Source organism: Pseudonocardia sp. (genome assembly GCF_025965585.1).
Lineage (GTDB): Bacteria > Actinomycetota > Actinomycetes > Mycobacteriales > Pseudonocardiaceae > Pseudonocardia.
Window position 1 is genome coordinate 1 of the sequence record NZ_JAOPWR010000066.1, and the last position, 25,273, is coordinate 25,273.

27 protein-coding genes and 2 pseudogenes are annotated in these 25,273 nt (G+C 72.9%); 24 read left to right on the top strand and 5 right to left on the bottom strand.

The features are described 5' to 3' along the window. From ftsY to JWR81_RS04095, 5 genes are all read left to right on the top strand, one after another. A partial coding sequence (gene ftsY / locus JWR81_RS04075; protein WP_297646709.1) for a signal recognition particle-docking protein FtsY occupies positions 1 to 1,169 on the top strand: 1,169 nt, incomplete at its 5' end. A gap of 161 nt (positions 1,170 to 1,330) precedes the next feature. Then, positions 1,331 to 2,716 carry an ammonium transporter gene (locus JWR81_RS04080; RefSeq protein WP_297646710.1) on the top strand — a complete coding sequence of 462 codons (1,386 nt, stop codon included), beginning with the start codon at positions 1,331 to 1,333 and terminating at the stop codon, positions 2,714 to 2,716. Positions 2,717 to 2,719: 3 nt separating this feature from the next. Next, the gene (locus JWR81_RS04085; protein WP_297646712.1) at positions 2,720 to 3,058 is read left to right on the top strand and encodes a P-II family nitrogen regulator; all 339 of its coding nucleotides are present in this window, start codon (positions 2,720 to 2,722) and stop codon (positions 3,056 to 3,058) included. Between the two features lie 127 nt (positions 3,059 to 3,185). After that, on the top strand, positions 3,186 to 3,524 hold the full coding sequence (locus JWR81_RS04090) for a P-II family nitrogen regulator (RefSeq protein ID WP_297646714.1): 339 nt from the start codon (positions 3,186 to 3,188) through the stop codon (positions 3,522 to 3,524). A 79-nt stretch (positions 3,525 to 3,603) separates the two neighbouring features. Further along, positions 3,604 to 6,000 (top strand): [protein-PII] uridylyltransferase, encoded by a 2,397-nt coding sequence (locus JWR81_RS04095; RefSeq protein ID WP_297646715.1) that lies wholly within the window; start codon positions 3,604 to 3,606, stop codon positions 5,998 to 6,000. A gap of 108 nt (positions 6,001 to 6,108) precedes the next feature. Here the strand turns inward: JWR81_RS04095 and JWR81_RS04100 are convergent, their stop codons facing one another. Together JWR81_RS04100 and JWR81_RS04105 are read right to left on the bottom strand one after the other, a co-directional pair. Then, complete coding sequence (locus JWR81_RS04100; protein WP_297646717.1) at positions 6,109 to 7,428, bottom strand: MFS transporter; 1,320 nt, start codon at positions 7,426 to 7,428, stop codon at positions 6,109 to 6,111. Continuing rightward, complete coding sequence (locus JWR81_RS04105) at positions 7,428 to 7,853, bottom strand: MarR family winged helix-turn-helix transcriptional regulator (protein WP_297646719.1); 426 nt, start codon at positions 7,851 to 7,853, stop codon at positions 7,428 to 7,430. The genes JWR81_RS04100 and JWR81_RS04105 overlap by 1 nt, the downstream gene beginning before the upstream one ends. 81 nt (positions 7,854 to 7,934) lie before the next feature. On the opposite strand from JWR81_RS04105, the gene JWR81_RS04110 reads away from it, so the two are divergent. The 5 genes from JWR81_RS04110 to JWR81_RS04130 all read left to right on the top strand — a co-directional run bounded on the left by JWR81_RS04110 (position 7,935) and on the right by JWR81_RS04130 (position 12,873). Next, entirely contained in the window at positions 7,935 to 9,227 is a 1,293-nt protein-coding gene (locus tag JWR81_RS04110; protein WP_297646721.1) for an ammonium transporter, read from the top strand. Beyond that, complete coding sequence (locus JWR81_RS04115) at positions 9,224 to 9,562, top strand: P-II family nitrogen regulator (protein ID WP_297646722.1); 339 nt, start codon at positions 9,224 to 9,226, stop codon at positions 9,560 to 9,562. Before JWR81_RS04110 ends, JWR81_RS04115 begins: the two co-directional genes overlap by 4 nt. A gap of 109 nt (positions 9,563 to 9,671) precedes the next feature. After that, on the top strand, positions 9,672 to 10,253 hold the full coding sequence (locus tag JWR81_RS04120) for an AAA family ATPase (protein ID WP_297646728.1): 582 nt from the start codon (positions 9,672 to 9,674) through the stop codon (positions 10,251 to 10,253). A gap of 10 nt (positions 10,254 to 10,263) precedes the next feature. Next, entirely contained in the window at positions 10,264 to 11,796 is a 1,533-nt protein-coding gene (ffh, locus tag JWR81_RS04125) for a signal recognition particle protein (RefSeq protein ID WP_297646730.1), read from the top strand. A 3-nt stretch (positions 11,797 to 11,799) separates the two neighbouring features. Further along, a complete protein-coding gene (locus JWR81_RS04130) occupies positions 11,800 to 12,873 on the top strand; it encodes an amidohydrolase family protein (RefSeq protein ID WP_297646733.1) in 1,074 nt (357 codons plus the stop codon). 51 nt (positions 12,874 to 12,924) lie between these two features. Here JWR81_RS04130 and JWR81_RS04135 read toward each other — a convergent pair whose 3' ends face one another. Further along, positions 12,925 to 14,874, bottom strand: a complete 1,950-nt coding sequence (locus JWR81_RS04135) for a hypothetical protein (RefSeq protein WP_297646735.1) — start codon at positions 14,872 to 14,874, stop codon at positions 12,925 to 12,927. 662 nt (positions 14,875 to 15,536) lie between these two features. On the opposite strand from JWR81_RS04135, the gene JWR81_RS04140 reads away from it, so the two are divergent. The 4 genes from JWR81_RS04140 to rimM all read left to right on the top strand — a co-directional run bounded on the left by JWR81_RS04140 (position 15,537) and on the right by rimM (position 17,675). Continuing rightward, positions 15,537 to 16,289 (top strand): CPBP family intramembrane glutamic endopeptidase, encoded by a 753-nt coding sequence (locus JWR81_RS04140; protein WP_297646737.1) that lies wholly within the window; start codon positions 15,537 to 15,539, stop codon positions 16,287 to 16,289. Positions 16,290 to 16,439: 150 nt separating this feature from the next. After that, on the top strand, positions 16,440 to 16,901 hold the full coding sequence (rpsP, locus tag JWR81_RS04145; RefSeq protein WP_297646740.1) for a 30S ribosomal protein S16: 462 nt from the start codon (positions 16,440 to 16,442) through the stop codon (positions 16,899 to 16,901). Continuing rightward, entirely contained in the window at positions 16,898 to 17,140 is a 243-nt protein-coding gene (locus JWR81_RS04150; protein WP_297646742.1) for an RNA-binding protein, read from the top strand. The genes rpsP and JWR81_RS04150 overlap by 4 nt, the downstream gene beginning before the upstream one ends. Then, positions 17,118 to 17,675 (top strand): ribosome maturation factor RimM, encoded by a 558-nt coding sequence (gene rimM / locus JWR81_RS04155; RefSeq protein ID WP_297646744.1) that lies wholly within the window; start codon positions 17,118 to 17,120, stop codon positions 17,673 to 17,675. The genes JWR81_RS04150 and rimM overlap by 23 nt, the downstream gene beginning before the upstream one ends. On the opposite strand, the gene JWR81_RS04160 is transcribed toward rimM, so the two are convergent. Then, positions 17,676 to 18,104 (bottom strand): GNAT family N-acetyltransferase, encoded by a 429-nt coding sequence (locus JWR81_RS04160; protein ID WP_297646745.1) that lies wholly within the window; start codon positions 18,102 to 18,104, stop codon positions 17,676 to 17,678. It lies immediately after the preceding gene. A gap of 79 nt (positions 18,105 to 18,183) precedes the next feature. On the opposite strand from JWR81_RS04160, the gene JWR81_RS04165 reads away from it, so the two are divergent. The 3 genes and pseudogenes from JWR81_RS04165 to JWR81_RS04175 form a co-directional block, all read left to right on the top strand. Next, positions 18,184 to 18,399: a helix-turn-helix domain-containing protein gene (locus tag JWR81_RS04165; protein WP_297646747.1), complete on the top strand. Its 216-nt coding sequence runs from the start codon at positions 18,184 to 18,186 to the stop codon at positions 18,397 to 18,399. 16 nt (positions 18,400 to 18,415) lie between these two features. Continuing rightward, positions 18,416 to 18,607: pseudogene (locus tag JWR81_RS04170) on the top strand (Clp protease N-terminal domain-containing protein); the annotation flags it as partial. 33 nt (positions 18,608 to 18,640) lie between these two features. After that, a pseudogene (locus JWR81_RS04175) lies at positions 18,641 to 18,985 on the top strand (Clp protease N-terminal domain-containing protein); the annotation flags it as partial. A gap of 17 nt (positions 18,986 to 19,002) precedes the next feature. Here the strand turns inward: JWR81_RS04175 and JWR81_RS04180 are convergent. Beyond that, entirely contained in the window at positions 19,003 to 19,698 is a 696-nt protein-coding gene (locus tag JWR81_RS04180; RefSeq protein ID WP_297646762.1) for an MgtC/SapB family protein, read from the bottom strand. A gap of 49 nt (positions 19,699 to 19,747) precedes the next feature. On the opposite strand from JWR81_RS04180, the gene trmD reads away from it, so the two are divergent. The 7 genes from trmD to JWR81_RS04215 all read left to right on the top strand — a co-directional run. Continuing rightward, positions 19,748 to 20,494 (top strand): tRNA (guanosine(37)-N1)-methyltransferase TrmD, encoded by a 747-nt coding sequence (gene trmD, locus JWR81_RS04185; RefSeq protein WP_297646749.1) that lies wholly within the window; start codon positions 19,748 to 19,750, stop codon positions 20,492 to 20,494. A gap of 140 nt (positions 20,495 to 20,634) precedes the next feature. Further along, positions 20,635 to 20,994 carry a 50S ribosomal protein L19 gene (gene rplS, locus JWR81_RS04190; RefSeq protein WP_297646750.1) on the top strand — a complete coding sequence of 120 codons (360 nt, stop codon included), beginning with the start codon at positions 20,635 to 20,637 and terminating at the stop codon, positions 20,992 to 20,994. Positions 20,995 to 21,027: 33 nt separating this feature from the next. Next, a complete protein-coding gene (lepB, locus tag JWR81_RS04195; protein WP_367278728.1) occupies positions 21,028 to 22,923 on the top strand; it encodes a signal peptidase I in 1,896 nt (631 codons plus the stop codon). A 10-nt stretch (positions 22,924 to 22,933) separates the two neighbouring features. Then, complete coding sequence (locus JWR81_RS04200; protein ID WP_297646752.1) at positions 22,934 to 23,737, top strand: ribonuclease HII; 804 nt, start codon at positions 22,934 to 22,936, stop codon at positions 23,735 to 23,737. Beyond that, positions 23,734 to 24,057 carry a DUF2469 domain-containing protein gene (locus tag JWR81_RS04205; protein WP_297646754.1) on the top strand — a complete coding sequence of 108 codons (324 nt, stop codon included), beginning with the start codon at positions 23,734 to 23,736 and terminating at the stop codon, positions 24,055 to 24,057. The genes JWR81_RS04200 and JWR81_RS04205 overlap by 4 nt, the downstream gene beginning before the upstream one ends. Before the next feature lie 182 nt (positions 24,058 to 24,239). Beyond that, positions 24,240 to 24,596 (top strand): YraN family protein, encoded by a 357-nt coding sequence (locus tag JWR81_RS04210; RefSeq protein WP_297646756.1) that lies wholly within the window; start codon positions 24,240 to 24,242, stop codon positions 24,594 to 24,596. Next, the coding region (locus JWR81_RS04215) for a magnesium chelatase domain-containing protein (protein WP_297646757.1) at positions 24,596 to 25,273 on the top strand (678 nt) is incomplete at its 3' end. The genes JWR81_RS04210 and JWR81_RS04215, both read left to right, overlap by 1 nt.

Below are 25,273 nucleotides of genomic sequence, written 5' to 3' on the forward strand. Positions count from 1 at the left end.
CCCACGACGGCGCCGCACCCGAGGCGACGCGGGCCGGAAGCGCCCCCGCACCGGCCACCGACGCGGCGCCCCCCGCGGCACCTCCGGCCGACGCCGCACCCGCCGCGCCGGCTCCGACGCTGACGCCCCCCGTCGAGGCCGCCCCGGCACCGCCGGCTCCGGCTCCGGCGGAGGCCGCCCCGACACCCCAGGCTCCGACGCAGCCGGCTCCGGCGGCGGCCGCACCGCCCGCCCCGACGGAGGACATCGCCCCCGCCGAGGGGCGCATGGAGCGGCTGCGCGGGCGTCTCGCCCGCTCGCGCTCGGGCTTCGGTCAGAGCCTGCTGGGCCTGCTCGGCGCCGGCGAGCTGGACGAGGAGTCGTGGGAGGACGTCGAGGCCATGCTGCTGCAGGCCGATCTCGGCCCCGACATGACCCTGGAGCTCGTCGACACCCTCCGCACCGAGATGGCGCGCCGCGCCGTCCGGACCCCCGCGCAGGCCCGGGCGCTGCTCCGCGACGTGCTGAGCGCTGCGCTGGAGATCGATCTCGACCGTTCGGTCCGGGCCCTGCCCCACGACGGCAGGCCCGCCGTGCTGCTCGTCGTCGGCGTCAACGGCACGGGCAAGACCACCACCACCGGCAAGCTCGCGCGGGTGCTCGTCGCGGGCGGGCAACACGTCGTGCTCGGCGCGGCGGACACGTTCCGGGCGGCCGCGGCGGAGCAGCTCATGACGTGGGGCGAGCGCGCCGGTGCCACGGTCGTGCGCGGCCCGGAGGGGGCCGATCCGGCGAGCGTCGCGTTCGACGCGGTCAAGCAGGGCGCCGAGGAGGGCGCTGACGCGGTCCTGCTCGACACCGCGGGCCGGCTGCACACCAAGACCGGCCTGATGGACGAGCTCGGCAAGGTCAAGCGGGTGGTGGAGCGGCAGGCCGAGGTGGACGAGGTGCTGCTGGTCCTCGACGCCACCACGGGCCAGAACGGGCTGACGCAGGCCCGCGTCTTCGGTGACGTCGTGAAGGTCACCGGGATCGTCCTCACCAAGCTCGACGGCACCGCGAAGGGCGGCATCGTCTTCCGTGTGCAGCGCGAGTTGGGGGTGCCGGTGAAGCTCGTCGGATTGGGTGAAGGGCCCGACGATCTGGCGCCGTTCGAGCCCGCGGCGTTCGTCGACGCCCTGCTCGGATGAGCGGTGATATCGGACGTTCCGCCCACTGTTCGCCTGCTTCGTTAACTCGGACGTAACCTTCGTCGCCCAGCCGTTCACTCATGTGAAACAACCGGTGACAGTGATCGAAACACGTCACCCTGAGTATTCCTCCCAGCCTGGCCGACAGCAGGAGGGAAACCGTGCTCAATTCCGGAGACACCGCATGGGTGCTCGCGAGCGCTGCGCTCGTGATGCTCATGACCCCGGGTCTGGCGTTCTTCTACGGCGGAATGGTCCGTGGCAAGAACGTTCTCAACATGCTCATGATGAACTTCATCTGCCTGGCCGTCGTCAGCGTCCTCTGGGCGCTCTACGGCTACAGCTGGTCGTTCGGCAACGACGCGTTCGGCGGGTTGGTGGGTGGTGGCGAGTTCGCCGGCCTCTCCAACACGATCGGGCAGTTCGTCGGTGTCGCCGTGACCGGCCCGCCCGCTGTGGCGTGGCCAGGGTCCGACGCGCTCCCGGCGCTGTCGTTCGTGATGTTCCAGCTGATGTTCGCGGTCATCACCCCCGCCCTGATCTCGGGCGCGATCGCCGACCGCGTCAAGTTCTGGGCATGGACGGCGTTCGTCATCGGGTGGGTGTCGATCTGCTACTTCCCGGTCGCCCACTGGGTGTTCAACTTCGACGGGTTCACCGGCGCGGACAACAAGGGTGGCTGGATCGCCAACACTCTCAAGGCCGAGGACTTCGCGGGTGGTACCGCGGTGCACATCAACGCCGGTGCCGCGGCTCTCGCGCTGATCTTCGTGCTCGGCAAGCGCAAGGGCTGGCCGAGGGAGCGGATGCGTCCGCACAACATCCCGTACGTCCTGCTGGGTGCGAGCCTCCTGTGGTTCGGCTGGTACGGCTTCAACGCCGGATCGGCGCTCAGCGCGAGCGACCTCGCCAGCGTGGCGTTCACCAACACGACGCTCGCCACGGCCACGGCCGTCATCGGCTGGCTGCTCGTCGAGCAGTTCCGTGACGGCAAGCCGACCACGCTCGGCGCCGCGTCCGGCGCCGTGGCCGGTCTGGTCGCGATCACGCCCGCCTGTGGTTTCGTCAACCCGTTCGGAGCCCTGATCCTGGGCCTCATCGCCGGTGCGATCTGCGCGCTGGCGGTCGGTCTCAAGTTCCGCTTCGGCTACGACGACGCTCTCGACGTCGTCGGCGTCCACCTGGTCGGCGGCATCGTCGGCACGCTGCTGATCGGGTTCCTCGGCGACCCGTCGGTGAACTCGGCGTCGGCCGGTGCCGGTCTGTTCTACGGCGGTGGCCTGACCCAGCTGGGCCGGCAGGCCGCAGCTGCGGGAGCGGTGCTCGCGTACTCGTTCCTCGTCGCGCTCGTTCTCGGCCTCATCATCAAGTACACGATCGGTTTCCGGGTGTCGGAGGAGGCCGAGATGATCGGTCTCGACGAGACCGAGCACGCCGAGACCGCGTATGACTTCTCGATCCTCGGCGGCGGCAGCGGGATCGCCTCGGCCCCCCACGCGGCTGCCGTCAACGAGAGCCTCCCGGCAACCGCAGGCAAGGAGAGCTGAGCGATGAAGCTCGTCACGGCGATCGTCAAGCCGTTCGTACTGGAGGACGTCAAGGGGGCGCTCGAGCAGATCGGCGTGCTCGGGATGACCGTCAGCGAGGTCCAGGGCTACGGCCGTCAGAAGGGCCACACCGAGGTCTACCGGGGTGCGGAGTACTCCGTCGACTTCGTGCCCAAGGTCCGGGTGGAGGTCCTCGCCGACGACACCCTCGCGGACAAGGTGGTCGACGCGGTGGTCGAGGCCGCCCGCACCGGCAAGATCGGTGACGGGAAGGTCTGGGTCACCCCCGTCGAGAGCGTGATCCGGGTCCGCACCGGCGAGCGTGGTCACGACGCCATCTGAGACCGCCGTGCTCTGACACGGCTGTCACGCCAATGGCGTACCGGGGCCCGTCGCACAGCTTGATCGTGCGGCGGGCCCCGGGCCGTCGTGAGCGTGTTGTCCGGTTCGTCCTGATGGGAGTTCAGTGATGATGCTCGTGACCGCGATCGTGAAGCCCTTCGTCCTGCAGGACGTCCGGGTGGGCCTGGAGCGCCTCGACGTGGCGGGGGTGACGGTCAGCGAGGTGTCCGGCTACGGGCGGCAGCGCGGCCACACCGAGATCTACCGTGGGGCGGACTACCAGGTGGACTTCGTGCCGAAGGTCCGCATGGAGCTGGTCGTCGACGACGACCTCGTCGAGAAGGTGATCGACATCGTCGTCCGGTCGGCGCGCACCGGCAAGATCGGCGACGGCAAGGTCTGGGTGGTGCCGGTGGACACGGTGGTGCGCGCCCGGACCGGTGAACGGGGCGCCGACGCGCTGTGACCCACAGAGGGAGAACCGTGGTGACAGCACAGGCGATGACAGCATTGACGCTGGTGGCTGAATCGGGGGATGGGCCGGCATGACGATGGTGAGCTCGGGTTCGGCCGAGGACCTGGTCCGGGCGAAAGCGGTACTTCTCGACCCGGGCGCGGGCAAGCGCAGGCTCAGTCCTGAGGCGCTGCGCACCGCGCTCGTCGACCTGCACGACTTCTGGCTGGCGTCGCGGTGCGCGACGATCGGCCTGACCGATCACGCCTCGCTCGTCGCGGTCGGGGCACTGGGCCGCCGCGAGCTGGCGCCGTACTCCGATCTCGACCTGGTCCTGCTGCACGACGGGCGCAAGGACGTCGACCGGCTCGCCGAGCAGCTCTGGTACCCGCTGTGGGACGCCGGCATCGGGCTGGACCACTCGGTCCGCACACCCGGGCAGGCCGTCCAGGTGGCGGCCACCGACCTGCGGGCCGCGTACGGGCTGCTGGAGGCGCGGCACATCGCCGGCGACCCGGCCCTGTCGGACAAGGTGAGCTCGGCCGTGCGGCAGGCGTGGCGCGCCGGCATCCGCAACCGCTTCGACGAGCTCGCCGACGCCGCGCACGACCGCTGGACGAAGGTCGGCGACGTCGCGCACCGGGTGGAGCCGGACCTGAAGAACGGGCACGGCGGGCTTCGCGACATCCAGCTCATCGGCGCCCTCGCCGCCGCCCAGCTCGTCGACCGCCCCGCCGGCGACGTGCTCGAGGCCCGCAAGCTGCTGCTCGACGTGCGCACGGAGCTGCACCGGCTCGCCGGACGCGCCCGTGACGTGCTGCGCGCCCAGGAGGCCGACGAGGTCGCCGCCACCCTCGAGATCGCCGACCGGTTCGAGCTGGCCAGGACGCTGTCGGGGGCGGCGCGGTCCGTCGCGTTCGCCGTCGAGGTCGGGCTGCGCCAGGCCCGGGGCGCCCTTCCCCGGCGGGGGCTCGCGGCGCTGCGCCGGACCCCGGTGCGGCGTCCGCTCGACACCGGCGTGGTGGAGCACGCGGGGGAGGTGACGCTCGCGCGCGACGCCGCGGCGTCCCGTGACCCCGCACTCGTCCTGCGCGTCGCGGCCACCGCCGCGCGCACCGGGCTGCCGGTGGCCGCCGGCACCCTGCACCGGCTCGCCGACACCGCCCCCGAGCTGCGGGAACCCTGGCCGCGCGCGGCGCTGGGGGAGCTGCTGTCGCTGCTGGGCACCGGCCGCCCACTCGTCGACGTCGTGGAGTCGTTGGACCGCACCGGGCTGTGGGGACGGCTGTTCCCCGAGTGGGGTGCCGTGCGCGACCTGCCCCCGCGCGACCGCGCCCACGTCTGGACGGTGGACCGCCACCTCGTCGAGGTCACCGCGCAGGCGGCGCGCCTGACCACCCGGGTCTCCCGCCCGGACCTGCTGCTCATCGGCGCGCTGCTGCACGACATCGGCAAGGGGCGCGGCGGCGACCACTCCGTCGTCGGCGAGTCGGTGGCCGTTCAGGTGGGCCGCAGGCTGGGGTTGAGCGAGCCGGACGTCACCGTGCTCGGGGCCGTGGTGCGCCACCACCTGCTGCTGCCGCACACCGCCACGCGCCGCGACCTCGACGACCCGGCCACCGTCACCCGCGTCGTCGAGACGCTCGACGACGCCGTCCCCGGCAACGCCGGCCTGGTGCTGGACCTGCTGGAGGCGCTCGCGGAGGCCGACTCGCTGGGCACCGGGCCGGGGGTGTGGAGCCCGTGGAAGCGGGTGCTGATCGCCGATCTCGTGCGCCGCTCCCGCGCGCTGCTGGCGGGCGAACCGCTGCCGGCTCCGGCCCTGCCGAGCACACCGGAGCTGGAGCTGGCCCGTCTGGTGGTGGAGGAGGGTCGCCCGCAGCTGAAGGTGGACGACGCGAGCGCCCCCGCCACGGTCTTCGTCGCGATGCCCGACCGGCAGGGTTCGCTCGCCGTGGCGGCCGGGGTGCTCGCGCTGCACTCGCTGGAGGTGCACGCCGCCGAGCTGTACGCGGCCTCGGCGCACGGCGGCGGCCTGCCGTCGAGCGTGCCCGACGGCGTCGCGGTGTTCGCGTTCACGGTGTCGCCACGGTTCGGTGGCCTGCCGGATCCGGCGCTGCTGCGCTCGGACCTGGTCCGGGCGGCCGACGGCAGCCTGGTGCTCGCCGACGCGCTGGCCCGCAAGGAGCGCGACTACGCCCCCATGACGCCGTCCGGGGAGGCCGCGGCCCCGCCGCGCGTGCTCTGGTTCGACGACGAGGCCACGGGTGCGGTGGTGCTGGAGCTGCGGGGCACCGACCGGATCGGGCTGCTGCACCATGTCGCCGCGGCGCTGGAGGGTGTCGGGGCCGACGTCCGCTGGGCGCGGGTGGCCACGCTCGGCGCGTCGGTGGTCGACTCGTTCAGCATCGGCGCCGGTCCCGACGGCACGTTCCCGGCGGCGCAGCGGCGCTGCGTCGAGCAGGCGGTGCTCGCCGCGGCGCGCTGAGCGCGGGGCGGCCACCCGGCCGATGAACGAGCTCGGCCCGCACCGGGCAGGTCGCCCGGTACGGGCCCGTGACCGAGCGCGCCGGCTGTCACTCCGCCGTTCGGAGCATCATCGGGTGGTCGGGTGGAACTGCTCGGCCCGCTCCAGCACTCCGGCCTCGCCGGTGCCGTCCTCGCTGATCTCCTCGATCTCGTCGGCGTCGAGATCGGCTTCCCCGGCGTGCGCGGCCTCGCCCTCCGCGAGTTGCTCGTCGGCCCTGGCCAGCAGCTTGTGACCGCTGGCCAGCACGAGGATGGCCGCCAGTACCGCGCCCGAGGCGATCCAGAACGGCACGTGCACGTCGAGGTGCTCGGCCAGCAGCCCCGCGGCGAACGGTGCCAGGCCACCACCGATGAACCGGATGAAGCCGTACGCGGCCGACGCCACCGGGCGCTCGACGGGCGAGACCAGCATGACGGCCTGCGTGGTCAGCGTGTTGTTCACGCCGATCATCGCGCCGGCCACGATCACGGCCACGACGAGCGTGATCTTCGAGCCGGTGAAGGCCGCGATCACGGCGAGGACGGTCGCGAACAGGAACAGGTTGACGTACAGCGTGGGGGCCGTGCCGAAGCGGCGCTGCAGCCGCGGCGCCACGAACACCGAGAACAGCGCCACGAGGATGCCCCAGCCGAAGAACACCATGCCGAGCTGGTAGATCGACAGGCCCATCGGGAACGGGACGTAGCCGAGCATCGTGAAGAAGCCCCAGTTGTAGAGCAGCGCGGTGATGCCCATCGTCAGCAGGCCGCGGTGGGCCAGCGCCTTGAGCGGCTCGCCGAGCGACTGCCTGTGCACGGGCTTCGGGGCCTTCGGCACCAGCGTCACGGTGGCGGTCAGCGCGATGGCCATCAGCACCGCGACGCCGAAGAACGGCCCGCGCCAGCTGACGTTGCCCAGCAGCGCGCCGAGCAACGGCCCGCACGCGATGCCGACGCCGAGCGCGGTCTCGTAGAGCACGATCGCGCCGGCGAAGCCACCGGTCGCCGAGCCCACGATGACGGCCAGCGAGGTGGCGATGAAGAGCGCGTTGCCCAGGCCCCAGCCTGCTCGGAAACCGACGATGCCGCCGATGGACCCGGACAGGCCCGCGAGCGCGGCGAACACGACGATGAGCGCCAGCCCCGCGATGAGGGTGTTCTTGGCGCCGATACGGCTCGACACCCAGCCGGTGACGAGCATGGCCACCGCGGTGACCACGAGGTAGCTGGTGAACAGCAGCGTGACCTGGCTGGGCGACGCGTTCAGCCGGCTCGACAGCGCGGGCAGGATCGGGTCGACGAGCCCGATGCCCATGAACGAGATGACGCAGGCGAACGCGACGGCCCAGACGGCCTTCGGCTGCCTGAACGGACTCGCCGCGGGCGCGTGTGCGGCTGACGTGGACATCAGGATGTTCCCGTCGCGACGAGGCGGGTGATGGCCGGTACTGCAGCGGCGAGTGCGTCGCGGTCGTCGGGGTCGAGTGCGTCGATCAGGCTCGCGAGCGTCTCCGCCCGCCGTTGCCGGCGCTGGGCCAGCAGCGCGCGGCCTGCGTCGGTGACGGCGACGTTGACGCTGCGCCGGTCACGGTCGTCGGGCGTGCGCTCCACGAGCCCCTGGGCCACGAGCCTGTTGACCAGGCCGGTCATCGACGGCTGGGTGACGGCCGCGGCCTCGGCGAGATCGGTGAGGCGCAGCGGGCCGTAGCGGTCCAGGGTCGCCAGCGTCGACGCGGCGACGAGGCTGAGCCCGTTGCGCGGACTGAGCCTGGTCAGCAGGGCGACGAGCTGGTCGACGCCCTCAGCGACGGCGAGACGATCGATCGTGTGCACAACCACATGTATAGCATCCCTAAGTAAAACGCGCAGGGGTCACGTGTGCGACATGCGTCCGTGACATGTGAAGATCCCGGCGTGGATTCGGGCAACACGGCCTATGTGCTGGGATGCGCCGCTCTGGTGATGCTGATGACGCCCGGGCTGGCTTTCTTCTACGGCGGCATGGTGCGCGCCAAGAGCGTGCTCAACATGATGATGATGAGCCTGATCGCACTCGGTGTCATCACGCTGGTGTGGGTGCTGGTCGGCTTCTCGCTGGCCTTCGGCGACTCCCACGGCGGCCTGATCGGCGGGTTCTCCCTGGCCGGGCTGCGCGACACCACCACGGTGGTGGGGGACGGCATCCCGCTGCAGGTCTTCGCGATGTTCCAGCTGATGTTCGCGGTGATCACCGGCGCGCTGCTCTCCGGTGCGATCGCCGACCGGGCCCGGTTCTGGCCGTGGGCGGTGTTCGTCACGCTCTGGGCGCTCGTCGTCTACGTGCCGCTGGCGCACTGGATCTTCGCGATCGACGGGTTCGTGGCGCCGCACGGCGGCTGGATGGCCAACACGCTGGGTGCGCTGGACTTCGCGGGCGGCACGGCCGTCGAGATCAACTCCGGGGCGTCCGCGCTCGCGCTCGCCCTGGTGCTCGGCAGGCGCCGCGGTTGGCCGAGCGAGCCGATGCGCCCCCACAACCTGCCGGCCGTCCTGCTCGGCACCGGGCTGCTGTGGTTCGGATGGTTCGGCTTCAACGCCGGGTCCGCGCTGGTCGCGGGCGCGGTGGCGGGCAACGCGTTCGTCACGACGATGACCGCGTCAGCGGCCGCGGTCATCTCCTGGCTCGCGCTCGAGCACCGCCTCGACGGCCGTCCGACGAGCCTCGGCGGGGCGTCGGCCGCCGTCGCGGGGCTGGTGGCCATCACCCCGGCCTGCGGGTTCGTCGACACGTTCGGCGCGCTCGTGATCGGCCTGCTCGCCGGCGTCGTCTGCCAGCTGGCGATCCGGCTCAAGTACCGGCTCGGCTACGACGACTCGCTCGACGTCGTGGCGATCCACGGCGTCGGTGGCGTGCTCGGGATGACCCTGATCGGGTTCTTCGCCACCGGCGCGGTGAACCCCGCCGGGACCGACGGCCTCCTCTACGGTGGCGGCCTCGCCCAGCTGGGCAAGCAGCTCGTCGCGGTGCTGGCCACGGCGGCGTTCGCGTTCACCGCGACGTTCCTGCTGGCCTGGCTGGTCAAGCGCACCATCGGGTTCCGGGTGGACCACGAGGTCGAGGCCGAGGGCATCGACGAGGCGGAGCACGCGGAGACCGCCTACGACTTCACCCCGCTGTCGGCCCAGGGCCGCACCGGCCGGACCCTCCCCGAAAGGACGCACTCATGATCCTCGTGACCGCCGTCATCAAGCCGTTCGCCCTCGGCGACGTGAAGGACGCCCTCGAACGCCTGGGTGTGCTCGGCATGACCGTCAGCGAGGTGCAGGGCTACGGCCGTCAGAAGGGCCACACGGAGGTCTACCGCGGCGCCGAGTACAGCGTCGACTTCGTGCCGAAGGTGCGCGTCGAGGTCGTGGTGGCCGACGATGCGGCGGCCAAGGTGGTGGACGCGGTGGTCGAGGCCGCCCGCACCGGCAAGATCGGCGACGGCAAGGTCTGGACGACGAGGGTCGAGCAGGTCGTGCGCGTCCGCACGGGGGAGCGCGGGGCCGACGCCCTCTGATCCTGGGAACGCCGCTGGTCGCACCGGACCGTCCCGCCGAGGGCGCTCCCCTGCGGCGGGCGGTGGCCGTCGACCGGAACGAAACGGGCGAACCGCCCGTTGTCCCCGCATGAACGATCCCGTGCGCCTCGCGCTCCCCGGGCGGACGCTGTTGCTCGTCGCCGGCATGCCCGGGGCGGGGAAGTCCACGCTGCTGGACGGGCTGCCCCCGCGTGCCGACACCGTCGTGCTGGACTCCGACGCGTACCGCAGCGCGCTGGCGGCCCTGCTGCCCGGCGTGCCCTACGCCGCCTACCGGCCGCTCGTGCACCTGTGGCACCGGCTCGCCGTGCTGGTGGCGGCGTTCTCGGCGACGGCGGTGGTGGTGGTGGTGCACCTGCCCGCCACCGACCCGTCGACCCGGGCCGCCGTCGCCCTTCTCGCGGCGCTGACCGGTCGCACGGCCCACCTGCTCTGGCTGGACGCCGACCCCGGCGAGGCCCGGCACGGGCAGGTCGCGCGCGGCCGGGTGGTGCCGGAGGCGTCGTTCGCCGCCCACGCCGAGCGGGCCGCGGCCACCGCGGACGCCCTGCGTGAGGGGCGCCCCGCGGGCTGGTCGGGCGTCACCGTGCTGGACCGTCCGGCCGCCCGGGCCGGCCTGAGACTGGAGATCGGAACGCCGGTGCAGCAGGAACAGGGCGCACACAAGTAGTCTCGGCCGCGTGTTCGACACCCTCTCCGAGCGCCTCTCCGACACGCTGGCCGGCCTGCGTGGCAAGGGACGTCTCTCCGACGCCGACATCGACACCACCGCGCGCGAGATCCGCATCGCGCTGCTGGAGGCCGACGTCGCGCTGCCGGTGGTCCGTGCCTTCGTCGCGCGGATCAAGGAGCGGGCCAAGGGCGCCGAGGTCTCCGGCGCGCTGAACCCCGCCCAGCAGGTCGTCAAGATCGTCAACGAGGAGCTCGTCGGCATCCTCGGTGGCGAGACCAGGCGGCTGACGCTGGCCAAGGAACCGCCGAGCGTGATCATGCTCGCGGGCCTGCAGGGCTCCGGCAAGACCACGCTGGCCGGCAAGCTGGCGCACTGGCTCAAGGGCCAGGGCCACACCCCGCTGCTGGTGGCGGCCGACCTGCAGCGTCCCAACGCCGTCAACCAGCTGCAGATCGTCGGTGAGCGCGCCGGCGTCACCACGTTCGCCCCGGAGCCCGGCAACGGCGTGGGTGACCCGGTCGACGTCTCGCGGCGCGGCGTCGCGCACGCCCGCGACAAGCACTTCGACATCGTCATTGTCGACACCGCGGGCCGCCTCGGTGTCGACGAGGAGCTGATGCGCCAGGCGTCCGACATCCGCGACGCCGTGCAGCCCGACGAGACACTGTTCGTCGTCGACGCGATGATCGGCCAGGACGCCGTGGCCACGGCCGAGGCGTTCCGCGACGGGGTCGGCTTCACCGGCGTGGTGCTCACCAAGCTGGACGGCGACGCCCGCGGTGGTGCCGCGCTCAGCGTCCGCGAGGTCACCGGCCAGCCGATCCTGTTCGCGTCCAGTGGCGAGAAGCTCATCGAGTTCGACGTCTTCCACCCCGACCGGATGGCCAGTCGCATCCTCGGGATGGGCGACCTGCTCACCCTCATCGAGCAGGCCGAGGGCGCGTTCGACCAGGAGCAGTCGGCCAAGGCCGCGCAGAAGATGGTCAGCGGCGAGCTGTCGCTGGAGGACTTCCTCGAGCAGATGATGGCCATCCGCAAGATGGGTCCCATCGGCAACATCCTCGGCATGCTCCCCGGCGCGAACACCGGGCAGATGAAGGACGCGCTGGCCCAGGTCGACGACCGCCAGCTCGACAAGCTGCAGGCCATCATCCGAGGCATGACGCCCGCCGAGCGCAACGATCCGAAGATCATCAACGGCTCGCGGCGGCTCCGCATCGCCAACGGCTCGGGCGTGCAGGTCAGCGACGTCAACGACCTCGTCACGCGGTTCTTCGAGGCCCGCAAGATGATGAAGCAGATGGCCGGCCAGTTCGGCTTCGGCGGCGGGGGCCGCAGCGCCACGAAGAAGTTGGCCAAGAGCCGCAAGGGCAAGAAGGGCAAGGGCCGTGGGCCCACCCCGTCGCGCGCACTGCCCGCCGGCATGGGCATGCCCGATCTCTCCGGCCTGCCGCCGTCGCTGCAGCAGCTGCCTCCGGGACTCGACCAGCTGCCACCCGGGTTCGACCCGAGCAAGCTCAAGTTCCCGAAGGGCAAGTAGCGGATGTACCGCCTGCGCAGCGTCGCGCTTCCGGGTGAGGAGCTCGTCGAGCTCTTCGTGGGCGACGACGGCCGGTTCGTCGAGGGGCCCCTGACCGGCGCCGAGACGATCGTCGACGGCGGGTTCGTCGTGCCCGGCCTGGTGGACGCCCACTGCCACGTGGGCCTCGGCCACCATGGCGCCGTGGACCTCGAGGAGGCCGACGCCCAGGCCCGCACCGACCGCGACGCGGGCGCGCTGCTCCTGCGCGACTGCGGCTCCCCGGTGGACACCTCGCCGCTGCAGGCCCGCCACGACCTCCCGGAGATCATCCGCGCCGCCCGCCACCTGGCCCGGCCCAAGCGCTACATCCCCGGCCTCGCGATCGACCTCGACGACCCCGCGCTGCTGCCCGAGGTCGTGGCCGAGCAGGCCGCCGCGGGCGACGGCTGGGTGAAGCTCGTGGGCGACTGGATCGACCGCGGCGTCGGCGATCTCGCGCCTCTGTGGCCCGACGACGTGCTGGTCGCCGCGATGGCCGCCGCTCACTCCGCGGGCGCGCGCGTCACTGCGCACGTGTTCGGCTCCGACGCCCTGCCCGGCCTCGTGAACGCCGGCATCGACTGCATCGAGCACGGCACCGGCCTCACCGACGACGTCATCGCCGAGATGGCCCGCCGCGGCACGGCGCTGGTGCCCACGCTGATCAACGTCGACACCTTCCCCGGCATCGCCGACAGTGCCTCGAAGTACCCGGCCTACGCCACGCACATGCGCGAGCTGCACGCCGGCGCCCGTGACGTCGTCCGCCGGGCCGTGGAGGCGGGCGTGCCCGTCTACGCCGGCACCGACGCGGGCGGCGGCATCCGGCACGGCCGCATCGCCGACGAGATCGACGCCCTCCGCGAGGCCGGCCATCCCGACGCGCTCGGGGCGGCGAGCTGGGCGGCGCGGGCGTGGCTGGGCCGCGCGTCGCTGCAGCTCGGTCACCCCGCCGACCTGGTGGTCTACCGCACCGACCCGCGCACCGACCCGTCGGCACTGCGCGAGCCCGAGCTGGTCATGCTTCGAGGCAGGCCCATCCGCGCCGAGGGCTGAGCACGCGGCGGCGGACCACCGCGGCGGTCCCCCTCCCGGGCGTTCCCGGGGTCACCTGGTCAGCGTCCCCGTCACCTCGGTGCCGCGCGACGTCTGCACCCGGTAGTTCGCGTAGGCCGTCGCCGGTGCCGGCTTGGGCCGCACCGAGAACGCGCCGGTCGTATCGACGGGCGAGGTCCCGATCCTCACCCAGGGCGCGGCGGCGCTGGTCTGTGCGTAGACCACGACCTGGGTCGGCGGGCTGAGGACCAGACCGGCACCCGGGATGGTCGACGTACCGTCCACCCGCAGGTCCGACCCGGCGCGGGAGCGCGCCGTGCTCACGGTCACCGTGTCACCGACCGGGGTGAGGGTCACGTCCACCGAGCTCGACGCCGCGCCGTTCGTCGCGGTGAACGTCACGACGGTCGGCGTGGCGTCGACCGGTGTCCGCGGGGCCGCATCGGCCGTCGCCGCCCAGGTCGGCAGGGTCACCGAGGGCTTGTTCGTCGCCGCGTTCGCGATCGTCGGGATCGGCCCGCTCTTGAACACCGTCGAGAACGTGGTGGCGTTCGTCGAGGTGCTGCCGTCGATCACGGTGGCGATGCCGCGCGGTGCGGTCAGCGCGACGGCGGCCACCTGCGCCCTCGGTGTGGCCTCCGCGGGCACGCCGCCCGGACCGCACGGGCTCGGGTCGCAGACCGGCGGGACGTTCGGTCCGACCGGCGGCGCGGCGGTGCCGGCCGGGGAGGCCTCGCCACCGGTCACCACGACCGGGACCGTCGTGGTCAGGGCCCCGGAGGCGACGGTCAGCGCCGCCGGCGGCGCGACCATCGGGAAGCCCTTCGCGTCCGGCCCGGGGATCTCCCCGACACCCGCGATGGTGAGCGGGTAGGTCGCCGGGGCGGCGACCGAGGCCTGGACGGTCAGCAGCCCGCCCAGCACCCCGCCGTCGTAGGACGCCTGCGTGACGGCGATGCCCGAGAGCGTCGCGACGGCCGTGCTCGCGGGCTTGTCACCGTTGTTGCGCACCGTGACGGATGTGACGGTGGCCCCGCTGGTGACCGGCACGCGGGCGTAGAAGCGGTCGGTGTCCGGTTCGTGCTGCATGATCGTGGTCGGGAACTTCCCGTCCTGCCCGACCACCTCCAGCGCCGAGCCCCTGGACGTCGCGAAGACGTCCACGAAGCCGCCGTTGACCACGGCGGAGTCCACCGCGACGCCCGTGTTGGTGGCGATCTTGCCCTGGAGCGTGAACCGGTCGGTGGAGGCGACCTGCGTCCCGTTCTTGTCGTCCAGCGAGAAGGTGTTGCGCGCCGGGCCGCCCGTGATCGTGTGCTCGACCGCGGGGTCACCGAGGTAGCCGGCGGGGGCGTCCGTGCCCGTCCAGCGCAGCCACGGGCCGACGTCGCCGTTCAGCGCGAGGGAGAAGTTGCCGACCGACGGGGCGACGTCCCGGACGAGCCGGCCGGCACCGGTGCCGTCGGTGTCGATGGTCAGCTGGCCGTAGGGGTGCTTGATCGTGATCGTCTGGTTCGCCGGTGCGCCCCTGACGACGACCCGGATGCGGGTGAACGTCTGCTGGCCGCCCGCGGCCACGCCGTTGACGAACGCGGCCTCGAGGCCGCTGGTCAGCACCGCGCGACCGCCGCCGGGCAGGTCGAGCGTCGAGCTCGCGAGGAAGTAGAAGAGCTCGTCGGGGAAGTTGCCCGGGAACGAGATCGGCTGGGTCTCGTCGGGGATGTCACCGGGCAGGAAGCCGCAGAGCGGGTTGTCCTTGTCCAGGCAGAGCTCCAGCCGCTCGTTGGCCTTGTCCTGGTACCAGGCGGGGAACCCGTACTCGGAGCTGGTCGGGCCCACGGCCTGCAGGCCGACGGCGTCCTTGACGGTGACGCCGGTGGACGCGAGCGCGCCCTGCGCCGCCAGCAGCATCATCGCGAGAGCGGCGACGACGGCGACGAGGCGGCGTGACACCACTCCGACGCGCCGCCGTAACCGGCGGCGGGAAGAGTGGTCGGGCACGTCGACGTCCATGGTGGCCCCCCGGCCTCGTTGTCCGGGCCGGTGCCCTCATCAGCGGCCGACCCATTGTCGACGCACTGTCCAACATGTCCGAATAGTTCCGGAAGCCGAGAGTGGGGGATACGGTGCCCCCCCATCCGGGGGTACCGCCCGCCCCGCCGCTTCCGGTGCGGCGGCAGGCGCCGTCCGCGGCCGGTAGCGTCGATGAGGTGGGACAAGGGGACGAGAGGGCGGCACGGCCGAGCGGCAGCACGGGTGAGAGTGGCCCAGTCGAACGGCACGACGACCACGAGCCCGGCGGGGAGACCGCAGGCAGCCCGGTGCCGGCGTCGCCCGAGCAGGGCGAGCCCGCGGCCGTCGGCCCGCCCGCGGCGACGCAGCTTGCCGCGGCACCGTTGCCGTATCCCGGACCGTCCGGTCCGCCCGTGAACGCCGGCCAGTGGGGTCCGCCCGCGCCCGGATCCTCGGGGGCTCCCACACACTCCGGTCCGTGGGGTCAGCCCGGTACCGCCGGTCCGTGGGGCCCGCCGCCGGCCCAGGCCCCCTGGGGCCCCTCGCCGAACGAGGCCCAGTGGGGCCCGCCCCCTGGAGCGGGACGGGAACCCTCGGCCGGACCTCCCGGCGCCTACCCGGCGGGGCCTCAGGGGGCGTACCCGCCGGCCTTGCCCGCCGGGTACGCCCCCTACCCGCCCGGCCCCGGCCGGCAGCCCGGGCCGCCGGCGCGCACCCACCGCTGGGGCCTCGGCGCGTACTTCCTGGTCGAGGCCGTGTTCCTGCTCGCGTCGGTCGCTGTCGCGGGGATCCTCGGCGACCGGCTCTCGTCGTCGGCGGGGGCGCTGGTGATCGCCCTCGTGGTGCCCACGGTCCTGGCCGCCGGCACCGCTCTGCTCGTCACCTGGTGGCGCGGCAACGGGCCGGCGATCGACCTCGGGCTGCAGTTCTCGTGGCGCGACGTGGGCATCGGGCTGGCGTTCGGCGTCGGCGGGCTGGTGATCACGATCCCGGCCTCGCTGCTCTACGTCGCGATCGTGGGCAACGACACCACGTCGGCCGTGGGGGAGGAGTTCGGCGGCGTCCGCTCCGGCCCGCTGCTGGCCGTGGTCGTGTTCGTGATCGTCGTGTTCGTGGCGCCGCTGTGCGAGGAGATCGTCTACCGCGGGCTGCTGTGGGGCGCGGTCGAGAAGCTGGGGGCGAAGCGCTGGTGGGCACTCGTGATCACCACGGTGGTGTTCGCACTCGCCCACTTCGAGTTCACCCGCACCCCGCTGCTGCTCGTGGTGGCCATCCCCATCGCGCTGTCGCGGCTGTACACCGGCCGGCTGACCGCCGGCGTGGTGGCGCACGGCGTCAACAATCTGCTGCCCGCCGTGTCGCTCGTGCTCATGCTGCTGGGCGTACTGCCGGGGACATCCTGAGAACCGTCTGGCACAATGGGCGATCGGCTCCGCGGCGGGCCCTCTAACCATGCCGCGGCCCACAACGTCGAGTGACGCGCTGCCCGTAACCCCACGCGAGCGGCACGGCCTCATCGCCGAAGTACCGATCCGCAGGGAGCTTTAAGCAGCGTGGCCGTCAAGATCAAGCTGATGCGTCTGGGCAAGATCCGTCAGCCGTACTACCGCATCGTCGTCGCCGACGCCCGCAACCGCCGCAGCGGCCGGGCGATCGAGACCATCGGCAAGTACCACCCGAAGAACGAGCCGAGCCTCATCGAGGTCGACTCCGACCGGGCGCAGTACTGGCTGGGTGTCGGCGCGCAGCCGACCGAGCCGGTCCAGCACCTGTTCGAGATCACGGGTGACTGGCAGAAGTTCAAGGGCCTCCCCGGCACCGAGGGCACCCTCAAGCCGCAGCCCGAGAAGGTCGACAAGCTCGCGCGCTTCAACGCGGCGCTGGCGGCGGCGGGCGAGGAGCCCACCAGCGAGGCCACCACGCCCAAGAAGAAGGCCGACCGCCGTCCGAAGGCCGACTCCGCCGACGAGTCCGCTGCCACCGACGGTGGGGCCGGCGAGGCCACCCAGTCGTGACCGCGGTTCTGGCCGACGCGCTCGAGCACCTCGTCCGGGGGATCGTCGACCACCCGGACGACGTGCAGGTCGACCTCGTCACGAACCGCCGCGGCCGCACGCTCGAGGTTCGCGTGCACCCGGAGGACCTGGGCAAGGTCATCGGCCGCGGTGGCCGCACCGCCACCGCGCTGCGCGCCGTGGTCGGCGGTATCGGTGGTCGGGGTGTGCGGGTCGATGTCGTCGACACCGACCGGTAGCACCCCCTCCGGCACCACGGAGGTCCTCGCCGGCGTCGCCGTGCGGGCCCACGGCCTGCGCGGCGAGGTCGCCGTGGACGTCCACACCGACTCCCCCGAGGAGCGGTTCGCCCCCGGCGCCGTGCTCACCGCACGCCGCGCGGGGGCCCCTGACGGAGTGCTGACGGTGGAGTCGTCCCGTCCGCACTCGGGAAAGCTGCTCGTCCGCTTCGTCGAGGCCCCGGACCGCACGGCGGCCGAGGGTCTGCGCGGCACACGTCTGGTGATCCCCACCGACGCGCTCGCCCCGCCCGAGGATCCCGACGAGTTCCACATCCACCAGCTCGAGGGCCTGCGGGCCGAGCTGGAGGACGGCACAGTCGTCGGCACCGTCCGCGAGGTGCTCCTGGGCCCGGGCGGCGAGCTGCTCGTGCTGGCCCGCCCCGAGCTGCCCGACGCCCTCGTGCCGTTCGTGCATCAGATCGTGCCCACCGTCGACCTCGACGGTGGCCGCGTCGTCCTCACCCCGCCCGAGGGCCTGCTCGACGTCGAGTGATCACCTCGGGCGGCCCGACGGCCGCTCGAGGTAGGTCGGGTCCGGCGGGGCGAACCCGAAGCGCCCGTAGAGCCCGCGGGCGTCGGCGGTGTGCAGCGCCCACCGGAACTCGCGGCCGGGGCCGCCGTCGACCATCAGCCGCACCAGCTCCACGCCGAGGCCGTGCCCGCGTGCCGACGGGTGCACGTACACGTCGGCGAGGTAGGCGAACGACACTCCGTCGGAGATCGCCCGCGCGAACCCGACGGTGCACCCGTCCGGGTCGTAGGTGCCGACCACCCGCCACGCCCCGCCGATCTGCTTCTCGACGTCCTCACGTGTCCGCCAGCGGGCCCAGTAGGCCTCCGAGGACAGGAACGCCCAGACCGCGTCCCGGTCGACCCGGGCCGGGTCGTCGTCGATCTCGTACCCCTCCACGCTGACGATCACAGGCCGACCCTGCCACAGCGCGAACCACGCGTGTCAACCTAGGTTGACAGCCTGCCGGACGTCAACCTAAGTTGACGCCATGACCGATGCGACGAAGGTCGCGGCGGCGGCGTCCAGCAGGGACCCGTCCGTCGGACTGGCGGCCGTGGCGTCCCTGCGGGGGCTGCTCGAGTCGCTGGAGGAGCTGCAGGTGACGAACGCGCGTGCGCAGGGCTGGTCCTGGCAGCAGATCGCCGAGGCCCTGCGGGTGAGCAGGCAGGCCGTGCACAAGAAGTACCGCCGGTCCGGGTTCTGAGCGGAGGGACGAGGACATGTTCGAACGGTTCACCGGCGAGGCGCGGCGCGTGGTGGTGCACGCGCAGGAGATCGCGCGCGAGCGCGGTGCGGACGCGATCCGCACCGAGCACCTACTGCTCGGCCTGTACGCGGTACCCGACACCGTCGCGCTGACGGTGCTGAGCGCGCACGGCGTCACGCGGGCCGACGTCGAGGCCGACGTCGACCGGCTGCGCGGCGCCGGTGCGGCCCCGTCGGATGCGGAGGCGCTGGCGACGCTGGGCATCGATCTCGAGGAGGTGCGCAGGCAGGTCGAGGAGGCCTTCGGGCCCGGCGCGCTGGACCGCACCCGGGCCGCGCAGAACCGCGACGGCCGCAAGACCGGCTGGATCCGCTTCGACCCGATGTCGAAGAAGTCGCTGCAGCTCGCCCTGCGGGAGGCGCAGGCGCTGAAGCACGACTACATCGGCACCGAGCACCTGCTGCTCGGCCTGATCCACACCGACGGCGGCGCGGCACACCACATCCTCGTCGGCCGTGGGGTGCACCTGGGTCCGTCGCGGGTGATCGTGGAGGAGCTGGTGCGGGCGAAGCGGGCCGGTTAGGGACCGTCTGACGGCAGTCAGACGTCCTCGGCCGGACCGGTGGCCGCCGACAGTACGTGGGGCAGCTCGGCGAGGTCGCCGGCCAGCTCGCCGAGGTCGCCCTTGCCGTCCAGGCGCAGCGTGACGGCGGCGACGCGGGTCCCATTGCCGTCGATCTCCTCGCCGGTGACGTCCACGCCGCGCACCACCCAACCGCGTTCGGTGCAGGTCGTGAGCGCGTTGCGCAGCACGCCGTGGCCGTCGGCGTAGCCCAGGCGCAGCGTCGGGGGCTCGCGGCGGCGGTGGACGGTGGCCCTGGCCAGCGGCGGGAAGCCACGGGTGACCAGGAAGTGGCCTGCCGTCGCGGCGACGGCCACCACCGGCAGGCCTGCGCCGCACGCCATGCCCACGGCGGCGACCAGCCAGATCGTGGCCGCGGTGGTCAGACCGCGGACGATGTCCTGGCGCACGAAGATCAGGCCGGCGCCGAGGAACCCGACGCCCGACACGATCTGCGCCGCGATGCGGGACGGGTCCAGCGCCACGTGCTCGGCGGGGAGCAGGTCGGCGAAGCCGTACTTCGAGATCACCATGAACACCGAGGCGCCGATGCCGACCAGCGCGTGGGTGCGCAGCCCGGCGCTCTTCGCCGCAGCCTCGCGCTCCAGCCCGATCGCCGTGGCGAGCACGAGTGCGAGCGCCACCGGCAGCAGGAGGGCCCACTGGTCCGGCATGGACCAGAGCTGCGACGGCACGCGTCACCTCCCGTGACAGGATCCTGCGGTGCGGATCGACGTCGTGACGATATTCCCGGAGTACCTCGCGCCGCTGCGTGAGGCGCTCCTCGGACGGGCGATCGCGGCGGAGCTGGTGGACGTCGCGGTGCACGACCTGCGCACCTGGACCCACGACGTCCACCAGGCCGTCGACGACGCGCCCTACGGCGGCGGCCCGGGAATGGTCATGCGGCCCCAGGTGTGGGGCGAGGCGCTCGACGCCGTGCTGGAGCAGGGCGGTCCGGCCCGGCTGGTCGTGCCGACGCCGGCGGGACGCCCGTTCACCCAGGCCACGGCGCAGGCATGGGCGGGGGAGGAGCGGCTGGTGTTCGCCTGCGGCCGCTACGAGGGCATCGACCAGCGCGTGGTGGACGACGCCGCCACGCGGATGCCCGTCGACGAGGTCAGCATCGGCGACTACGTGCTCATCGGCGGCGAGGCGGCCGTTCTCGTGATGGCCGAGGCCGTGGTGCGGCTGCTGCCCGGGGTGCTGGGCAACCCGGCGTCGGCGCAGCAGGACTCGTTCTCCGACGGCCTGCTCGAAGGACCGTCCTACACGCGACCGGTGACGTGGCGCGGCCACGAGGTGCCCGACGTCCTGCGCAGCGGCAACCACGGCGCCATCGCCCGCTGGCGACGCGACCGCGCCCTGGAGCGCACCGCCGCACGCCGCCCGGACCTGCTCGCCGTCCTGCCCGACGAGGCCCTGGACAAGGCCGACCGCGCGTTCCTCGGCACCCTCGGGGACGGGTGATTTCACCTCGCCCGATCGCGTCTGGCACTATGGGCAGGAGCTCACGCGCCCAACCGGGCCTGCCGAGCGCGCCTCCAGTCATGACACGGGACGGCGCCCCATGCACCACCGCTATCACGGACCGAGGACGGATCTTCGCGATGAACACCCTTGACGCACTGGACGCAGAGCTGCTGCGCTCCGACATTCCCGCCTTCCGGCCGGGCGACACGCTCAAGGTGCACGTGAAGGTCATCGAGGGCAACCGCTCCCGCGTCCAGATCTTCCAGGGCGTCGTGATCCGCCGCCACGGTGCCGGCGCCCGCGAGACCTTCACGGTCCGCAAGGTGTCGTTCGGTGTCGGCGTGGAGCGCACCTTCCCGGTGCACTCGCCCAACCTCGACCGCATCGAGGTGTTCACCCGCGGTGATGTCCGTCGCGCGAAGCTCTACTACCTCCGTGACCTGCGCGGCAAGGCCGCCAAGATCAAGGAGAAGCGCGAGACCCCGTCGGCGTCCTGACTGCGACGGCGCGGTTGACGTAACCTCGTGGGCGTGGCCCTCCCCGAGCTCCCCGACGACAGGCGGGCTCAACCTCGACGGTACGACCCGGCCGATCAGCCGGGGTCGTCCCGGCACGCGGTCAACACGCCGCCGCCGGGGCAGCGCGCCGTGCCGCCGGCCGGTCGACCGGAGCCGCCTCTGGGTGGCCCGCTCCCGAGCATCCCGTGGCCGGTCGACGGGCACGGGGTCGAGCCCGCGGTTCCGCCACTGGTCGCGCATCCCCGGGACCTGCCGTCCGTGTCCGGGCGGTACCCGGCGGCGCGGCCCCCCGCAGGGGGGCAGCGCAACGGTGCCGTCCCGAACGGCCGGCCTTCCGACGGCCTGACCCAGAACGGCCTGTCGCAGAACGGTCTGACCCAGAACGGCCTTTCGCAGAACGGCCTGACCCAGAACGGTCTGACCCAGAACGGCCTGCCGACGAACGGCACCGGGCGGAACGGCGCGTACTCGACCGGGTCCTCCGGCAACGGGGTCCCCGTCGACGGCGCCCACGCGGCCGGGCCCTCCCCGAACGGCGCGTACCCGAACGGGTCCCGAGCGAACGGCGCCCCGCCCCGCGGGACCCCCACGAACGGCGCCACCGTCGACGGCGTGAACACCGGCGGGCCGAACGGCAGCGGCGGGTACCGCGACGGCGCCATCGGTCCGGCGCCGAACGGCAGGCCCGCGTACGGCGAGCCCGTCCAGCCGCTGCCCGACGCGTACGGCGGGCCGTCGAACGGCCGAGCACCCGACGCACCCGTGAACGGCGGCGCCTCCCGGACCGGCGGTCAGTCGCAGCGCTCAGGGCCCGCCCATCCGGCCCTGCCCGAGCCGCGCCGCCCGGCCGCCCCCGCGCCGTCCGCTCCGCGTCGCCGTCCCGAACTCACCGACGACGAGCCCACGGTCGTCCACGGCAAGCTCGTCAACGCCCCCGATCCCGACGAGGCCCCGGGCCGTCACCGCCGCCGCGCGGGCGAGTCGTCCTCAGGCCGGCCCGCGTCGTCCTACCGTGACCAGGCCGCCGCCGAGGGCTTCAAGCCCAAGCGCGGCCGTCGCCGCCGTCCCGCGTTCTGGAAGGAGCTGCCGCTCCTCATCGTCGTCGCGCTGCTGCTGACGTTCCTCATCCAGACGTTCCTGGCGAAGGTCTACGTGATCCCGTCGGGCTCGATGGAGACCACGCTGCACGGCTGCACGGGCTGCAACAACGACCGCGTCCTCGTCGACAAGGTCACCTACCGCTTCTCCGACCCGCGTCCCGGCGACGTCGTGGTCTTCCGCGGCCCCGACAGCTGGAACAGCGAGTTCACGGCCGACCCCCCGAGCAACATCGTCGTGGAGGGCCTGCAGCAGCTGGGATCGCTCATCGGCCTCGCGCCGCCCGACGAGAAGGACTTCGTCAAGCGCGTCATCGCCGTCGGCGGGCAGACCGTCGCGTGCTGCGACAGCCGCAACCGGGTCACCGTCGACGGGAAGCCGCTGAACGAGCCCTACATCTACTACCTGCCCGAGGCGGGGCAGGCCCGGCAGGACACGTTCAGCCCGGTCACCATCCCCCAGGGCGAGCTCTGGATGATGGGTGACAGCCGCAACAACTCCGCCGACTCGCGCGTGCCGGGTCACGGCCCCGTGCCGGTGGCCAACGTCATCGGCAAGGCCCGGCTCATCGTCCTGCCGTTCTCGCGGTTCGGCTCGATCCCCGACCCGAACCCGCAGACCACGGCGGTCGGGATGGCGGCACCGGGCTCCCAGGGCAGCGCTCCGCTGGCCCTGGGCCTGGTCGGTGCGCTGCCGCTGCTGCTCGGCCGCCGCCGGCTCGACCGCCTCGACAAGGAGCTGGATTCCTTCCTCCCCGGACGTGGCCGGTCCCGACGCCGCCCCGACCGCCGTCGCTCCCGTCGCCGCTGAGCCGCCCCGCATGCCTGCACGTCGCCGCACCGCACGTCCCCGGAAGGCCTCGCCGGTCCTGCTCCCGCCCGAGCTGCGCCCGGCGCGGGCCGTGGTGCGCCGCTCCGCGGGCACCTGGACGCTCCAGTCCACGTTGCAGCGCCACGGCCTCGGCCCCGTCGCGGGTGTGGACGAGGCCGGCCGCGGCGCCTGCGCGGGCCCGCTCGTCGTCGCTGCTTGTGTGCTGCGGCCCGGTGACGCCAAGCGTTTCGACGGGCTCACCGACTCGAAGCTGCTCACCGCCGCCGCGCGCGAGGAGTACTTCGCGCTGATCACCCGGCGCGCGGAGGACCTCGCCGTCGTCGTCATACCGCCCGAGGAGGTCGACCGGCGCGGCGTGCACGTGGCCAACATCGAGGGGATGCGCCGGGCGGTGGCCCGGCTCGCGTCGCCTCCCGGGTACGTCCTCACCGACGGGTTCCCGATCCGCGGCTTCGGCAGGCCCACGCTGGCCGTGCAGAAGGGCGACCAGGTGGCCGCGTGCGTGGCGGCGGCGTCCGTGCTGGCGAAGGTCACGAGGGACCGCATCATGGTGGAGCTGGACGCCGAGTTCCCGCAGTACCGGTTCGGCGTGCACAAGGGCTACTGCACCCCGGTGCACGACGCGGCGCTCACCGAGCACGGCCCGAGCCGGGTGCACAGGTACTCGTTCGTCAACGTGCGGGCCGCCGCCGGTGACGCTGCCGCTGTCGTGCGTCCGGCCGGGCTGGTCCACAATGGGTTGCTACCCGTCGGGGCATCCGATGCGGGGGTCGAAGGAGGGACGCAGCCGTGAGCGCCGAGGATCTCGAGAAGTACGAGACCGAGATGGAGCTCACGCTCTACAAGGAGTACCGGGACATCGTGTCCCAGTTCTCGTACGTCGTGGAGACCGAGCGTCGCTTCTACCTGGCCAACTCGGTGGACGTCGCCGCGCGCAACGCCGACGGCGAGATCTACTTCGAGGTCCGCATGTCCGACGCGTGGGTGTGGGACATGTACCGCCCGGCGCGCTTCGTCAAGAACGTGCGTGTGCTGACGTTCAAGGACGTCAACGTCGAGGAGCTCGACAAGCCCGAGCTGCGGCTGCCGGAAGGCAACCAGTTCGGCTCCTAAGAACGCTCGGCCGGCCCGTCCAGGATCCTCTCGAACGGCCGCGCGGGCGGCTCGGCTGGGCGCTACAGCCCGGGTCCGACAGGTCGCCGCTCTGACCGACCGGTTGTCCCCATTGCCACCTCCCTGTCCACAGATTTCCGGAACGTCCTCCGGGTCCGGTCCGAGCCGCCATCGTGGACGGCATGGCAGCGAAGGACGTGCTCGGCCGCCGCGGTGAGGACCTCGCGGTGGAGTACCTGCAGCACCAGGGGCTCGTGGTCCTCTCCCGCAACTGGCGATGTCGCGACGGCGAGCTCGACGTGGTGGCCACCGACTCGACGCGCCTGGTGGTGTGCGAGGTCAAGACCCGCTCCACCGCGTGGTTCGGCGAGCCCGCCGAGGCCGTCACCGGCAAGAAGGCCGCGCGCATCCGCCGGGTCACGCAGGCCTGGCTCGCGGTCCACTCCGTGCGCTGGTGCGAGATCCGGTTCGACGTCGTGTCCGTGATCGCGGAGCCGGGGCGTCCCGTCACCGTGCAGCACTACGAGGCGGCGTTCTGATGGGGCTCGCGCGGGCGTGGTCGGTGGCGCTGCTGGGCGTGGAGGGGCATGTCGTGGAGATCGAGGCCGACGTCGGGCGCGGCCTGCCGGGGGTGCACCTGCTCGGGCTGCCCGATGCGGCGCTGAGCGAGTCGAAGGACCGCGTGCGGGCCGCCGTCCTCAACTCGGGGCGCAGCTGGCCGAACGAGCGCATCGTGCTGGCGCTCTCGCCCGCCACCCTGCGCAAGACCGGGTCGGCGTTCGACCTCGCGCTCGCCTGCGCCGTCCTCGGCACCACCGATGCCGTCCATCAGAAGGCGCTCGACGGCACGGTGCTGCTCGGCGAGCTGGCGCTCGACGGGCGCCTGCGTCCGGTCCGTGGCGTGCTGCCGTGCCTGCTCGCGGCACGTGCCGCCGGGATGCGGCGGGTGGTGGTGCCGGAGTCCGTGCTGGAGGAGGCCGCTCTCGTCGACGGCCTCGCGGTGCACGGCGCGCGCAGCCTCACCGACGTGCTGGCCTTCCTGAACGGCGCCCTGCAGCTCCCCGGGCCCGACCCGGCCCTCGAACAGACCGGCCCCGAGCCGCCGGACATGGCCGACGTGGTCGGGCAGGCCGATGCCCGCCAGGCGTGCGAGATCGCCGCGGCGGGCGGCCACCACCTGCTGCTCGTGGGGCCGCCGGGCACGGGCAAGACGATG